The organism is Dyella nitratireducens (assembly GCF_014642835.1).
In the GTDB taxonomy this organism is placed as follows: Bacteria; Pseudomonadota; Gammaproteobacteria; order Xanthomonadales; family Rhodanobacteraceae; genus Dyella_B; species Dyella_B nitratireducens.
Genome location: NZ_BMJA01000004.1, coordinates 268,837 through 283,847, shown reverse-complemented (window position 1 = coordinate 283,847; position 15,011 = coordinate 268,837). Strand labels below are relative to the sequence as shown.

The following is a 15,011-nucleotide window of genomic DNA, read 5'->3' as shown; positions in this document are numbered from 1 at the left end:
ATCGCTTCCATCCATGCCGTCAGAAGTAATAGGCGATGTTCATATACAGCTTGCTTCGCCAGCGGTCGAAACCGCCCGCAGCAAGGCTTTGCGTGTAACTGCTGCCGCCGATGTATGGGTCGTTGCGGCCATTCAACCATTCGATGTAGATGCTCAAGGGCTTTACAGAAAAAGAGGTCCCTAGAGTGAAGCGTTGCGAATTGCGAAAATCGGGATTGGACTTCTCGTACATGCTGTACATCCCGTAGAACTTCACGTTACTGAGCCAACCACCAAAGTAGCTGTCAGCAAGCCGATAGCTCAGGTCGCCGACATAGAGGTTGCCGCGGGTCGCCATGTTGAAGGTGCCGTCATAACCGCCAACCGTGATGACTTGTTCGCCATCTGGATTTTTCGGCGCCATATCCTGGCGCGCGTACTGCAACTTCGTGCCCCAACCATCTTTCTGGCCCGCGTAGTGCAACGCATAGCTGTAGCGGCGCCCGTTGCGATGGGTGTCGTCGTTGTACAGATCGGAACCCAGCACCGATACGCCAGCTTCGCTTTTCCAGTCACCCAGTACAAAGTCGCGCGCCAAGCGCCCAACGAACAGATTGCGTTCCTGATTACGGTTGCCGCCGACCACGCCAGGGTCAGCAGGTGTAACGACGACGGAATACGTCGTGCCGTTGCTGGTACCCTGGCCCGGCCACATGGGGCGCGCGTAATAACCCGTCTGCAAATGCCAGTCACCCAGGCTTTGCATGTACTTGACGCCGACCATGTAGACGTCTTCCATCCCGATCAGGTTGCCCAGCGTTTCCCAGAACGAACTGCTATAGAGCGGCTGCAGGCCGAAGGGCACTTTGTTCAAGCCAACGTGAAGTTCGCGCTCGGCATTGAACTTGTAGCCAATCCATGCGTATTGCAGAAACTGGATGTCGCCGAAATGCTCGGTGTAGTGGTAGGGATACTGAGCCCCGTACCAGCGGTAACTCGCAGCACCCATCCAGGAGTCGGACTTGTAAGCGGTACTGAGCATGACGGTATCGATACCGATGTTATGGATGTTCCTGCGACTCTCCTGGTCGGCGCGGAAACGCACAGCGCCGCCGACATCCCAATGGTCAGTGACATTGACCGCAAAAGCGGCCGAGCTGAAACCGGATAGCAACAGAAGCAGCAAGCCTGCGATGCGCGCTGGCAAACGTTTATAAAGCACGTCAATAGCGTCCCTGCAGATAAGTAAAGGACAAGTGGCTACCGTCGATAGCTGCCACACCGCTGCAACCAAGCTTGGTTTCGAAAACCATGCTCGTTTACTCGACTATCCGGCGGTACCCGTCACAGTCCCCAGGGCGCGTAGGCATAGCTGCGCGGAATGGATCGGCACACGTCTCGCCGCCTTGTCATTCCCACCTTCCAAGGTATGCTGCACAGGCCATTCGCAGGAGGTTCTTCGCGTGTGGCCGGTGCGGAACCAGCAGACATCCATACGGCTGCTGATCGCACGCGATGCTCGCCCTGCTGCAACCCCGGAATCCGCATGATCAAAGGTATCCTTCTAGGTTTCGCCAGTTTCGCGGCGTACGCGATCAGCGACGCGTTCGTAAAGTCGTTGCACGGCTCGATACCGCCTTATGAATCCGTGTTCTTTGGCGCCGTGTTTGGGCTGTCAGCACTGCCATTCATCATGAAAAAAGGCGATCGCTGGCGCGACGTGGTGACGGCGCAGCGTCCATCCTTGTGGTGGGTACGCGCGTTGGCGGGCGCAGGCGGCAATATCGCTTCGGTTACGGCTTTTACGCTGCTGCCGATGGCCGAGGTATTCACGATGATCTTCCTGATGCCGATCTTCGTGACCATTCTCTCGGTGATCTTCCTGAAGGAACACGTCGGCTGGCGGCGTTGGTCGGCGGTGTTCGTGGGCTTTATGGGTGTGCTGGTGGTGCTGCGGCCAGGCTTTCGTGCATTGGGCGTGGGCGATATCGCGGGTCTGGTATGTGGGCTGTTTGCCGCGGCCTCAGTGGTGGCATTGCGCATGGCCGGTCCGCATGAGAAGCGCATCAGTCTTTATGGCGCTGGCGTGATTGGCCCGCTGATCATTGGCGGTCTGCTCATGCTTTCTCATTTCCGTTGGCCGAACCTGCATGAATGGGGCTTGCTTGCAGGTTACGGATTGCTCGCCGCACTGGCCGGCATACTGCTGATGTATGCCACTTTGATCGCGCCTGCCAACCGCGTGGCGCCCACGCAGTACAGCCAGATGCTGTGGGCCATCGGGCTCGGCTATTGGCTGTTCGGTGACAAGCTCGACTGGCCGATGCTGATCGGCATTGTCATGATTCTCGGTGCCGGCCTGTTCACGCTGGTGCGCGAAGAGAAAGTCACGCCATGGTGGCGGCGGCAGAAGATTGTTTGAGTTGTGTGCGGCAGCGATTTTGCTTTCATACGCAACCGTTTGTAGGTTGGTTGACGCAGCGTAATCCAACCACGCCGCCTCGAATGCTGTTGGGTCATCCCCGAATCAAGACCTGGGCGGCCCCATCTACTGCTATGGTCTAAGTCCAGCCTAAGACATCGTGGCTATGTTGCTGTAAGCATGTGCACGCCACACACCTGTGACGCCCACTATCACAATATGGAGCCCGCAAAAACCCCCAGATGGCATGTTTGTACAGGTGTGCCAATGAGTTAATTCATCGCTTGAAAATAAGGTGACACCGGACGGTGTCAACCATGCCAGCGACGAGCCGTTAAGGAACAATCCGACCGTCGCGTTGACGGACTACCGCCGCCTAAAATCGCTGGTGGCCTGCATTTGAAAACGAAAAGCGCTCCTGCAAAGTCAGGAGCCGGCATCTGGAGATGGTTATGAGTGCGGATACTCCGCGAACAGCCGGACACTCGCGCAGCAAGCGCGGCCTGTGGATCGGGGTGGCGATTGCCGTAGTGGTCATTGCCCTGGTGGTTTTTCATCTGCTTAATCGCCCGGCGGCGCGTACTGGCAGCCCCGCACAGGTCGTGAGCGTGGCCACCGCCAAACAGGGGGATATGCCGGAAATCATCAATTCGCTCGGCACGGTCACACCCCTGGCCACCGTCACGGTGCTGCCGCAGCTGAGTGGCTACCTCACCGAGGTGGCGTACCAGGAAGGCCAGGATGTCAAGAAAGGCCAATTCCTGGCCCAAATTGATCCGCGCCAATACGAGATCAGCAAGGAACAGGCCCAGGCGCAGCTCGCGAAGGATCAGGCGACGCTCGACCAGGCCCGCACCGACCTTGCCCGCTACACACAGCTTTACCAGAAGAAATCCATCGCCGAGCAGACCTATATGGACCAGAAGTTCCTGGTCCAGCAATACGAAGCGGCTGTCAAAGCGGATCAGGCAAATATTGCGCAATTCGAACTTGATCTCACTTACTGCCATATCATTGCGCCGGTCGACGGCAAGGTCGGCTTGCGCCTGGTCGATCCAGGCAATTACGTGACGCCGTCCAGCTCCACCGGCATCGTGGTGATCACCACGATGAAGCCGACCACCGTGCAGTTCACCGTGCCGCAAAATTTGCTCGGCAAAGTGTTGGATCGTTACAACACCGGCACGAAACTGCCGGTCACAGTGTTCAACAGCGACAACACCAAGCAGATTGCCACCGGCACGCTGTATGCCATCAGCAACCAGATGGCCACCAGCACCGGTACGGTAACGCTGCGCGCGACGGTTCCCAACGACAACGAAGCGCTGTATCCCAACGAATTCGTCAACGCGCAGTTGCTGGTGGATACCTTGCAGAACACCGTGCTGGTGCCGACGCCCGCTGTGCAGACCGGCGCTCCCGGCAATTACGTGTTCCTGGTCAATAGCGATGACACCGTGTCCGTGCACAAGGTGACGCCAGGCCCCAGCGACGGCAAATACACCGCGATCCTCGCCGGCCTTTCCGTCGGCGAAACGGTGGTGACGGATGGCACGGATCGCTTGAGCGATGGTGCGAAGATCCGCGTGGCGCAAGCGCATCCTGCTGGCGCAAGCAGTGCGGGCGAACCGGCATCGTCATCGTCGACAGGTGCATCGCATACAGGCGGCAAACGCAGGCACAAAACCGGCTCGGATGCCGGCTCTACCTCCTCCGCGTCGTAATCGGCAGGCGTTGATCTGATGAATATCTCCCGCCTGTTCGTACTCAGGCCCGTGGCGACATCGCTGCTGATGATCGCCCTGGTGCTGGTGGGCCTGGTGGCGATGCGCTTCCTGCCGGTGTCGTCGCTGCCCAGCGTCGACTACCCGACGATCCAGGTGCAGACCTTCTACCCCGGCGCAAGCCCTTCGGTGATGGCCACCACGGTAACGGCGCCGCTGGAAGTGCAGCTCGGTGAAATTCCCGGCCTGCAGCAGATGACGTCCAGCAGCTCAGCCGGTGCGTCGGTGATCACGTTGCAGTTCAACCTCGCACTCAACCTCGACGTCGCCGAGCAGAACGTGCAGGAGGCACTCAACGCCGCCAACAGCCTGCTCCCGAGCGGCCTGCCCGCGCCGCCGACCTATGCGAAGGTGAACCCCGCCGACCAGCCGATCCTCACGCTGGCGGTGACGTCGAAATCAATGTCGCTGACGCAATTGCAGGACGTCGCGAATAATCGCCTGGGCACCAAGATTTCCGAAGTGTCGGGCGTTGGCCTGGTCACGCCTTCCGGCGGCAACGTGCCCGCCGTGCGTGTAGAAGCCGATCCCCAGAAGCTCGCCGCGTACGGTCTCAACATCGATGACCTGCGCTCGCTGCTGGCCAACGTCAACGTAAGCCAACCCAAAGGCAACTTCGACGGGCCCGACCTGGATTACACCATCAACGGCAACGACCAGATCCAGGACCCGAAGGATTACCTGGACACGGTGATCTCCTACCAGAACGGCTCGCCGGTGTATCTGCGCGATGTCGCTCACGTCACCCAGTCCGCGCAGAACACCGAGCAAGGCGCCTGGTACAACACCACGCCGGCGATCGTGCTGAACGTGCAGCGCCAGCCCGGCGCGAACGTGATCGCTACGGTCGACCAGATCAAGAGCATCCTGCCCCAGCTCGAATCCACATTGCCGGCCGGCATGCACGTGGATATCGTCAATGACAGCACCGGCGAGATTCGCGCCTCGGTGGCCGATGCGGCGTTCGAGCTGATCCTGGCGGTGGTGCTGGTGGTGCTGGTGATCTTCGTGTTCCTGCGCAACCTGCCCGCCACCATCATCCCCAGCATCTCCGTGCCGGTGTCGCTGATCGGCACGCTGGCGATGATGTACGAACTCAACTACTCCATCGACAATCTTTCGTTGATGGCGTTGATCATCGCTACCGGCTTCGTGGTGGATGACTCGATCGTGATGATCGAGAACATCGTGCGCTATCTGGAAGAAGGCGAAACGCCGTTGAACGCAGCGCTGATCGGTGCAGGGCAGATCGGCTTCACCATTCTGTCGCTGACCGTATCGCTGATTGCGGTGCTGATCCCGCTGCTTTTCATGGGTGGCGTGATTGGACGTCTATTCAGCGAATTCGCGGTGACGCTCGCAGTGACCATCGTGATTTCCGGCATCGTGTCACTCACCCTGGTGCCGATGCTGTGCGCACGCATTCTACGTGCACAAGCGGAGCGCCATCCGAGCAAGTTTGAGCAAATAAGTGAAGGCCTGTTCAACAAGTTGTTGCATGCCTATGAGCGCGGCCTGCGTTTCGTCATGGACCACCAGACCGCGACGCTGGTGACCTTCCTGGTGACGCTGGCCATCACCGTGGTCCTGTACGTGGTCATTCCTAAGGGTCTGTTCCCGGTGCAGGACGTCGGTGTACTGCAAGGCATCAGCATTGCCGACAACTCGGTGTCCTATAGCACCATGGTGGACCGCCAGGCGCAATTGGCCGAGGCGATCCTGAAGGATCAGGACGTCACCAACCTGACCTCGTACGTGGGCATCGACGGCACCAATACCACGCTGAACAACGGCCGTTTCCTGATCAACTTGAAACCGCGTGATGACCGTTCCGATAGTGCCGCTGAAATCGCGCGGCGCATCCAGCAGGAAGTGGCAAACGTCCCCGGCATCAAGTTGTACCTGCAGCCGGAGCAGGACCTGACGCTGGATACCACCGTATCGCCCAACCAGTACCAGTTCGTGCTGCGCGGACCCAGCCAGCAGGCATTCCAGCAGTACGTGCCGGCGTTGATCACGCGCATGAAGCAGATCAGCTCGATCACCGACGTCACCAGCGATTTGAACAACGAGGGCCTGAGCGTCAACGTCGAGGTGAACCGCCAGTTGGCGGCGCGCTTCGGCATTACTCCCGCCACGATCGACAATGCGCTGTACGACGCGCTGGGCCAGCGCATCGTGTCGACCATCTTCAACCAGTCCAACCAGTACCGTGTGATCCTGGTCGCCAAGCCGCAGTCGCTCCCCACGCTGCAATCGCTGGGCGATCTGTACCTGCCTAGCCAGACGGCAAGCAGCGGCCAGGTGCCATTGAAGGCGATTGCGAAGATCGAAGTGACCAAGTCGCAGTTGGTGATCAGTCACCTGGCGCAGTTTCCATCGGTGACCATCTCCTTCAACCTCGCCAAGGATGCCTCGCTGAGCAAGGCCGTGAAGGAGATCAATCAGGCGGAGCAGGAAATCCGCCTGCCGCCTTCGATCACCTCGTCATTCCAAGGTGCAGCACAGGCGTTCCAGGATTCGCTCTCCAGCGAGGTGTATTTGCTGATTGCGGCGCTGATCGCGGTCTACATCGTGCTGGGCGTGCTGTACGAAAGTTTCATCCACCCGGTGACGATTCTCTCGACCCTGCCGTCAGCCGGTATCGGCGCACTGCTGTCATTGATGATTGCCGGCACCGACCTGGACATCATCGGCATCATCGGCATCGTGCTCTTGATCGGCATCGTGAAGAAGAACGCGATCATGATCGTGGACTTTGCGCTCGAAGCCGAACGCGATCATGGCAAGCCGCCGGCGGAAGCGATCTTTGAAGCATCGCTGCTGCGTTTCCGCCCGATTCTAATGACCACGTTGGCGGCCATGCTCGGCGCGCTGCCGATGTTGCTCGGTACCGGCACCGGTTCGGAGCTGCGCCGGCCGCTGGGCCTGGCGATTATCGGCGGCTTGACGTTGAGCCAATTGTTGACGCTGTTCACTACGCCGGTGATCTATCTGTTCTTCGATCGGCTGGCGCAGCGGTTCAACCGCAAGCCGTCGCTGGCGGCGGGAGACCATACGCCGTGAGCATGAGCGCGCATTTCGTGTCCAGCCTTGAACTTCCCCCTCCCCTGCGTGCAGGGGCGGGCTGGGGTGGGGTTGCACGGGCTTGCCGTACAACATGCTTTTGCCGCGACGTTGCGAGCTTCACCCCACCCCAACCCTCCCCTACTGCACGTAGGGGAGGGGGCCGCATCTCGCGCGGGCGTAAATATCGCCGAGTGGCCGCATGAACATCTCTGCCCTCTTCATCCGCCGCCCCGTCGCCACCACCCTGCTGGCGATTGCCATCCTGCTATCCGGCATCCTGGCGTACTTCCGCCTGCCGGTGGCGCCGCTGCCGAACGTCACCTATCCAGTGGTCGTCGTGCAGGCCAACATGGCCGGTGCGAGTCCGTCGATCATGGCTTCCACCGTGGCCGAACCGCTGGAAAAACGCCTAGGTGCGATCGCTGACGTCACCGAGATGACCTCGGCCAGCTATGTCGGCTCATCGCAAATCGTTGTCCAGTTCGGCCTCAGCCGCGACATCAATGGCGCCGCACGCGATGTGCAGGCCGCGATCCAGGCAGCGCGCGCCGACCTGCCGAGCACGTTGCGCAGCAATCCCTCCTATCGCGAATACAACCCGGCTGATTCGCCGATCATGGTGCTGGCGCTTACCTCCAATACGTTGACGCGCGCGCAGCTCTACGATTCGGCCGATTCGGTAATCCAGCAGCAGCTCTCGCAGGTGGATGGCGTGGGCCAGATTACGCTGGGCGGCAGCGCCCTGCCCTCCGTTCGCGTGGAACTGGAACCAAATAAGCTCAACAGCTATGGGATCGGGCTCGAAGACGTGCGCGCGGCCATCAGCGCCGCCAACGCGGACAGCGCAAAAGGCCACATCGATCAGGACGGTCTGCGCTACGAAGTCCAATCCAATGACCAGATCAACAAAGCTGCGCCGTACCGCGACCTGATCGTCGCCTATCGCGATGGCTCACCCGTGCAATTGCGCGATGTCGCCGACGTACAAGACTCGGCAGAAAACATCCGCAACATGGGTTTGTACAACCGCAAGCCCGCCGTGCTGGTGATCGTGTTTCCGTTGCCTGGCAGCAACATCGTCAAAACGGTCTCGCAGATCCGCAAAGTGCTGCCGGCGATCGAAGCGACCTTGCCAAGCAGCATCAAGGTCGGCGTCGCGATCGATCGTTCGCAATCGGTCAATGCGGCGGTCGGCGACACTCAGCGCTCGTTGTTCGTCGCGGTGTTGCTGGTCATCGGTGTGGTGTTCGTGTTCCTGCAATCACCACGCGCCATCCTGATTCCTTCGGTGGCGTTGCCGCTGTCGATCATCGGCACATTCGGGCCGATGTTCCTGATGGGTTACAGCATCGACAACCTATCGCTGATGGCGCTGACCATCGGCACCGGCTTCGTGGTCGACGATGCGGTGGTGGTGCTGGAAAACATTGTGCGTCACGTGGAAGCAGGCATGGACGTGCGCGAGGCGGCACTGAAAGGCAGCGGCGAGGTCGGTTTCACGGTGATCTCGATGAGTCTGTCGCTGATCGCGGTGTTCACGCCGATCCTGTTGATGCCGGGCATCATCGGCCTGCTGTTCCATGAATTCGCAGTCACGCTTTCGACGGCTATTTTGCTGTCGATGGTGATCTCGCTGACGGTCACGCCCACCATGGCCGCCTACATACTGCGCCCTGGCCAAGGATTGCATTCCAAGGCGCGTTGGGCGGTGTGGTACGAGCGGCAGTTCGATCGCTTCAAGCAGGCGTATTCGCGCTCGCTCACCATGGTGCTCGACCGCGCCGGGTTGGTCGGCCTGGTACTGATCGGCCTGATCCTGCTCAATCCCTTCATGTTCAAGCTGCTGCCGTCCACGTTCTTTCCGGAACAGGACAACGGCATCCTGATGGGCCAGATCATTGCCGACCAAAGCATCTCCTTCCAGGCCATGGAAAAGAAGCTGGCGCAATTGCAGTCGATCGTACAGAAGGACCCCGCGGTGGCGTCCGTAGCGGGTTTCGCCGGTGGTCGCGCGCTCAACACCGCCAACTTGTATGTGGAGCTGAAGCCGCTGGCGGAGCGCAAGCTTTCGGCCGCGCAGGTAGTCGAGCGGCTGCGGCCGAAGCTCAATGCGATTTCCGGTGCGAAGCTGTTCCTGCAAGCATCGCAGGATCTGCACATCGGCGGCCGGTCATCCGCATCGGAATACCAATACACGCTGACCAGCGACGACCCCGATGCGCTGTATACATGGATACCCAAGCTGGTCACGGAGCTTGGCAAACACCGCGATCAACTGGTGGATGTGAACTCCGACCTGCAGCAGAACGGCTTGCAGACCTTCGTCAATTTCGATCGCTCCACCATGGCACGCTACGGCTTTGCACCCAACCAGATCGACGCCGTGCTGTACGACGCGTTTGGCCAGCGCACCGTGTCCACCGTTTACAACGAGCTCAACCAGTATTACGTAGTGATGGAAGTTGCGCCGAAATACTGGCAATTCCCGCAAATGCTGGATCGCATGTATTTCAGCAAGGCCGCGGGTAATGCCACTGGCACACAGCAAACGCAGATGTCTGGCAGCCTCGTGAAGGGCGTAACGAGCTATAGCGCAGTAAGCGCATCTGCCGGCACGTCGTCGAGCACCAATGCGCTCAATGCGAACGCTGAAGCGAACGCACTCACCAATGCCATCTCCAATTCCAAAGGCGGCACCTCCAGCGGCAGCGCCGACAGTACCGCGGCGGAAACCATGGTGCCGTTCCCGACCATGATGAGCTACACGAACAATCATACGGCCACGCAGGTCAATCATCAGGGCGGCCTGGTCGCTGGCACCATCTCGTTCAACCTGCCGCCTGGCGGTTCGCTGAGCAAAGCCTTGGCATCAGTCCAGCAGGCCATGCAGGATATTGGCATGCCCGCCTCCATCCACGGCGCTACGGCCGGTGCGGCGCAGGTGTATTCGCAATCGATGTCGACCATGCCGCTGCTGATTCTTGCTGCACTTGGCGCGGTGTACATCGTGCTTGGCATTCTCTACGAGAACACCGTCCATCCGATCACCATTCTTTCCACCCTGCCCTCCGCAGGTATTGGTGCGGTGCTGGCATTGCTGATCTTCGGCACGCCGTTCTCGGTGATCGCCATGATCGGCATCATCCTGCTGATCGGTATCGTGAAGAAAAACGCGATCATGATGATCGACGTGGCGATTCGCCTGCAACGTGATGAAGGCTACGAGCCTGTGCGTGCCATCCACGACGCTGCGGTGTTGCGCTTGCGACCGATCATGATGACCACCGCCGCCGCCGTGCTTGGCGCGGTGCCGCTGGCCGTCGGTGTCGGCCAGGGCGGATCGCTGCGCCAGCCACTCGGCATCACCGTGATGGGTGGCCTGATTCTCAGCCAGGTATTTACGCTGTACACAACACCGGTGATCTATCTTTATCTTGACCGTCTGCGCGCAAGACTGGCCCGTTGGTCGGCCACATTGCCGTGGAATCGGTCGGACGCGAGTGCATGACTATGAAGACTTTGCATACCGTTCTCGCCGCCTCGCTGGCCATGCTGCTCGGCGGCTGCATGGTCGGCCCGGACTATCACCGTCCGCAGGTACCGATGCCCACGCAATACAAAGAACTGCCGGGCTGGACGGCGGCCTCGCCGGAAGCGGATGGCGCACCGAAAGGCGATTGGTGGACCAGCTTCAACGATCCGCTGCTCAATCAGCTTGAGCCGATGGTGTCGGTGTCCAACCAAACCGTGCAGCAGGCATATGCCAATTACCAGGAAGCGTTGGCTAACGTGCAAGTGGCGCGTGCATCCTTGTTTCCCACGCTTGGCGTCACCGGCTCGGCCAACAAGCAACGCAGTGGCACGAGCAACAGCACTTTAAGCAGCTCGACATCGCGGCGGGCCGTCAGCACTTCCGGCTCGCTGGAAGGTAGCGCGAGCTGGGCGCCCGATCTGTGGGGCAAGGTGCGCCGCTCCGTCGAAGAGAGCAAGGCCACCGCACAGGCCAGCCAGGCGACGCTGGCCAATGCCACCTTGTCCGAGCAGATTGCGCTGGCTAATGCAGTGATCGAATTACGCATTACCGACGCTGATATCGATCTGTTTCAGAAGACGGTGGATGCATACACCGAATCCCTGCGCGTGGTGGAAAACCAGGGCACGGCCGGCACTACGGCACCTTCTGATGTGATCACGGCGCGCACGCAGCTGGAAAGCGCCAAATCCAGCCTTATCCAGCTCGGCATCGCGCGCGCGCAATACATGCACGCGATTGCGGTGCTGGTCGGTAAAAATCCCGAAGAGCTCGACATTCCGCACAGTACAAGCGTGCCGAATCTACCGACCCTTCCAGTCACCATGCCGTCGACGCTGTTGCAGCGCCGTCCGGATATCGCCGTGGCCGAGCGTCAGATGGCCGCAGAAAACGCGGCGATCGGCGTTGCCGTCGCGGCGTACTATCCCGATCTGACACTGTCCGCCTCGGATGGCTTTTCGCAGGCACCGCTGGCTGGCCTGCTGCATGCAGCCAATCATGTCTGGTCATTAGGCGCGGATGCCAGCGAAACCGTGTTCGACTTCGGCGCACGCCACGGCCAGGTCGCTGCGGCCAAGGCGGCCTACGAAGCGGCCGTCGCCAACTACCGCGGCAGCGTGCTGACCGCGCTCGAGGATGTGGAGAACGATCTGTCGGACCTGCGCATCCTCGGCCAGCAGGCCGAAGTACAGGACGCCGTGGTACGCGATGCGACGCAGGGCGCGCAGATTGCGCTCAACGAATACCAAGCCGGCACGGTGGACTACACCACAGCTGCCACCGCACAAGCCACGCAGCTGAGTGCACAGCAGAGCGCGCTGAGCATTACGCAGCAGCGCCTGCTCGATACGGTATCGTTGATCAGTGACATGGGCGGCGGCTGGTCAGCCGATCAACTCGATGCCTCGCAAAAGTCGACCACCAACCGCTGACCCACTATGTCCATGCCTACCAACACCGCTGCTGACCAATTCGAGCTTTCCCCTATCGTTGCCGGTTTGTGGCGCATCACGACGTGGCAATTGAGCGTGCCCGAACGCGTGCGCTGGATCGAGCAGGCATTGGAGATGGGCATCACGTCGTTCGATCACGCGGACATCTACGGCGATTACCGTGCCGAAGCGCTGTTCGGCGAAGCGCTGCATGCATCGCCCGGCTTGCGCGACCGTATGCAGCTGGTCACGAAATGCGGCATTCGACTGCGTTCGCCGCAAAAGCCCTATCGCATCACCTATTACGACACCAGTGCTGCCTACATCCGAGCGGAAGTTGAGCAATCACTGCGCAATCTGCATACGGAACAACTGGATCTGGTGTTGATCCACCGCCCCGATTACCTGATGGATGCCGCTGCGCTGGCGGAAACCTTCGCCGCCCTCATGCGCGAGGGCAAAGTGGCGCGCTGGGGTGTTTCCAATCACACCACCAGCCAGTTTGCGCTGCTGCATCAGCATTGCCCGTTGGTCACCAATCAGCTGGAGCTATCGCCGCTGCAGATGGGCTCGCTGGATGACGGTACGCTCGATCAGGCGCAGCAGCTTGGCTTGCGGCCGATGATCTGGTCACCGCTTGCAGGTGGGCGTTTGTTTACGAGTGACGACGAGCAGGCGCAGCGCGTACGAATGGAGATGTCGGCGATTGCTGCGCGTTATGGCATTTCACTGACCACGCTGGCTTTTGCGTGGGTGTTGCGGCACCCGTCACGGCCGTATCCGATTACGGGAACGGGGCGTATCGAAGGTTTGCGTGAGTCGGTAGCGGCGCTGGATGTGCGGCTCGATGCGGAAGACTGGTATGCGATCTGGACCGCAAGCAAGGGACATTCGGTGCCTTAAGTCTTCAAGGCCGTCATTCCCACGAAAGCGGGAATCCATTGTCGCCCTTTACGCAAGAAGCAAAATGGATTCCCGCTTTCGCGGGAATGACGGCCATTAGATTACGGATTACTTACCCCATGCGGCACATGCCCTGTCGCCACATGCTTGCGCGCTGATTCAACGTTAGCAGGTGAATCATCGAAAAAGATGTCCGCGCCGAACGCATCCAAGAAGGGGCCTTTGTCACGGCCACCGAGGAATAGCGCTTCATCGATACGCACACCCCAGCGGCGCAAGGTAAGAATCACGCGTTTGTGTGCCGGTGCCGACCGCGCCGTGACCAGTGCGGTACGGATGGGCGAGTTTTCAGCAGGAAACGCCGCTTGCAAGCGATGCACTGCGGTAAGGAACCCGCGGAACGGCCCGACCGATAATGGCTGTTCCGCCAGCTCGGTTTCGCTGCGGTGGAAAGCCTCCAGCCCCTCCTCGCGCGATACGCGCTCTCCTTCGTCGCCGAAGATCACGGCATCGCCATCGAAAGCAATACGCAATTGCTCGCTGGCACGCGGCGGCGCCGTGGACGGCAGAATGGTCGCGGCAGCTACGCCAGCCTTCAACGCGCGGCCGACATCCTCAGCGTTGGCAGACAGGAAAAGATCGGCTCTGAACGGCGCAATGTAGTCGGAGGTCGGTGCGCCGCTGGTAAACGCCGCACGGCTGATTTCCAGTCCGTAATGCTGGATGGAATTGAAAATGCGCAGCCCCGTATCGCCTGAATTGCGCGACAGCAGGATCACCTCGACCGGCGGCACGTCGCCGGCCAGCTTGTTGAGGCCGAGCAGCTTCTGCACCAGCGGAAATGCCACGCCGGGTTGCAGAATCTCCTCCTCATGTTCAATCTGGTAGCCGCGGTAGGCGTCCAACCCTTCTCGCTCAAATAAATCGTGGCTGTCACCCAAGTCGAACAAGGCCCGCGACGAAATCGCAACAACAAGTCTGTTGTCACCAGTGACGCTGGGATCGTGAGCGGTTTTAGTGGGGCGGATCATGAGGTCAATCTAGCGCAAAAGCGTAGGTTGGGGTGCAAACCCCAACATGGGAATGTATGCGCTTGGCAATGTTGGGGTTGTCACCCCAACCTACATCAGTCCGCCGCGAACTGCTCGTCCAAGATTCGCTGCTCCAGATTGTGCTCCGGATCAAACAACAGCCTCACGCCCTCTTCGCGCGATTGGTGCACTTCCACACTGCGCACATTACGTACTTCAAGAAAATCGGCGGTAGCGCTGACCGGACGCTTGCCAGGATCGAGCACGCGCAAGCTTACGACAGTGCGATGCGGCAGGATCGCGCCACGCCAGCGGCGTGGACGGAATGGACTGATCGGCGTCAGTGCGAGCACGTTGGCATCCAGCGGCAGAATCGGGCCGTGCGCGGAAAGGTTGTAGGCGGTGGAACCGGCTGGCGTGGAAACCAGGATGCCATCGCATACCAGGTTCTGCAGCTTCACGATGCCGTTGAGTTTCACCTCGACATGCGCCGCCTGGTTGGTTTGCCTGAGCAACGACACTTCGTTGAAGGCGAGCGCGTGGCGCGTTTGTCCGTCACCATCGATCGCTTCCATCTCCAGCGGAAACAGTTCTGCGGTATGCGCGCGTGCGATGCGTTCCGGCAATTCATCCAGATGATGCTTGTTCATCAGGAAACCGACGCGACCCAGCTTCATCCCATAGACCGGTAGCGCAACGGCGCGGTGGGCATGCAAGGTGCGCAACATGAAGCCATCGCCGCCCAACGCGACGATCACGTCGGCATCGGTTACCGGTACATCGTCGTAGCGTTCCACGAGTTTGCGGCGCGCTTGCTGGGCAACGCTGGTTTCGCTGGCGACGAACGCGAGACGCATG

At 60.1% G+C, this 15,011-nt stretch carries 9 protein-coding genes; 6 read left to right on the top strand and 3 right to left on the bottom strand.

The genetic code is table 11. The annotated features are described in order from the left end of the window. Positions 1 to 19: 19 nt before the first annotated feature. Positions 20 to 1,201, bottom strand: coding sequence for a hypothetical protein (locus IEX75_RS20000; RefSeq protein WP_229720986.1), 1,182 nt, complete (start codon positions 1,199 to 1,201; stop codon positions 20 to 22). 324 nt (positions 1,202 to 1,525) lie between these two features. On the opposite strand from IEX75_RS20000, the gene IEX75_RS19995 reads away from it, so the two are divergent. The 6 genes from IEX75_RS19995 to IEX75_RS19970 all read left to right on the top strand — a co-directional run bounded on the left by IEX75_RS19995 (position 1,526) and on the right by IEX75_RS19970 (position 13,122). Beyond that, entirely contained in the window at positions 1,526 to 2,401 is an 876-nt protein-coding gene (locus IEX75_RS19995; RefSeq protein ID WP_188797040.1) for a DMT family transporter, read from the top strand. A gap of 452 nt (positions 2,402 to 2,853) precedes the next feature. Continuing rightward, positions 2,854 to 4,125 carry an efflux RND transporter periplasmic adaptor subunit gene (locus tag IEX75_RS19990; protein WP_188797039.1) on the top strand — a complete coding sequence of 424 codons (1,272 nt, stop codon included), beginning with the start codon at positions 2,854 to 2,856 and terminating at the stop codon, positions 4,123 to 4,125. An 18-nt stretch (positions 4,126 to 4,143) separates the two neighbouring features. Then, positions 4,144 to 7,251, top strand: coding sequence for an efflux RND transporter permease subunit (locus tag IEX75_RS19985; protein ID WP_188797038.1), 3,108 nt, complete (start codon positions 4,144 to 4,146; stop codon positions 7,249 to 7,251). A gap of 202 nt (positions 7,252 to 7,453) precedes the next feature. Further along, positions 7,454 to 10,762, top strand: coding sequence for an efflux RND transporter permease subunit (locus IEX75_RS19980; RefSeq protein WP_188797037.1), 3,309 nt, complete (start codon positions 7,454 to 7,456; stop codon positions 10,760 to 10,762). After that, on the top strand, positions 10,759 to 12,219 hold the full coding sequence (locus IEX75_RS19975; RefSeq protein WP_229720985.1) for an efflux transporter outer membrane subunit: 1,461 nt from the start codon (positions 10,759 to 10,761) through the stop codon (positions 12,217 to 12,219). Before IEX75_RS19980 ends, IEX75_RS19975 begins: the two co-directional genes overlap by 4 nt. A gap of 6 nt (positions 12,220 to 12,225) precedes the next feature. Next, on the top strand, positions 12,226 to 13,122 hold the full coding sequence (locus IEX75_RS19970) for an aldo/keto reductase (RefSeq protein ID WP_229720984.1): 897 nt from the start codon (positions 12,226 to 12,228) through the stop codon (positions 13,120 to 13,122). A 101-nt stretch (positions 13,123 to 13,223) separates the two neighbouring features. On the opposite strand, the gene IEX75_RS19965 is transcribed toward IEX75_RS19970, so the two are convergent. Together IEX75_RS19965 and IEX75_RS19960 are read right to left on the bottom strand one after the other, a co-directional pair. Continuing rightward, complete coding sequence (locus tag IEX75_RS19965; protein WP_188797036.1) at positions 13,224 to 14,153, bottom strand: 5'-nucleotidase; 930 nt, start codon at positions 14,151 to 14,153, stop codon at positions 13,224 to 13,226. Between the two features lie 95 nt (positions 14,154 to 14,248). Further along, complete coding sequence (locus IEX75_RS19960; RefSeq protein ID WP_188797035.1) at positions 14,249 to 15,010, bottom strand: NAD kinase; 762 nt, start codon at positions 15,008 to 15,010, stop codon at positions 14,249 to 14,251. Between the last annotated feature and the right edge of the window lies 1 nt (position 15,011).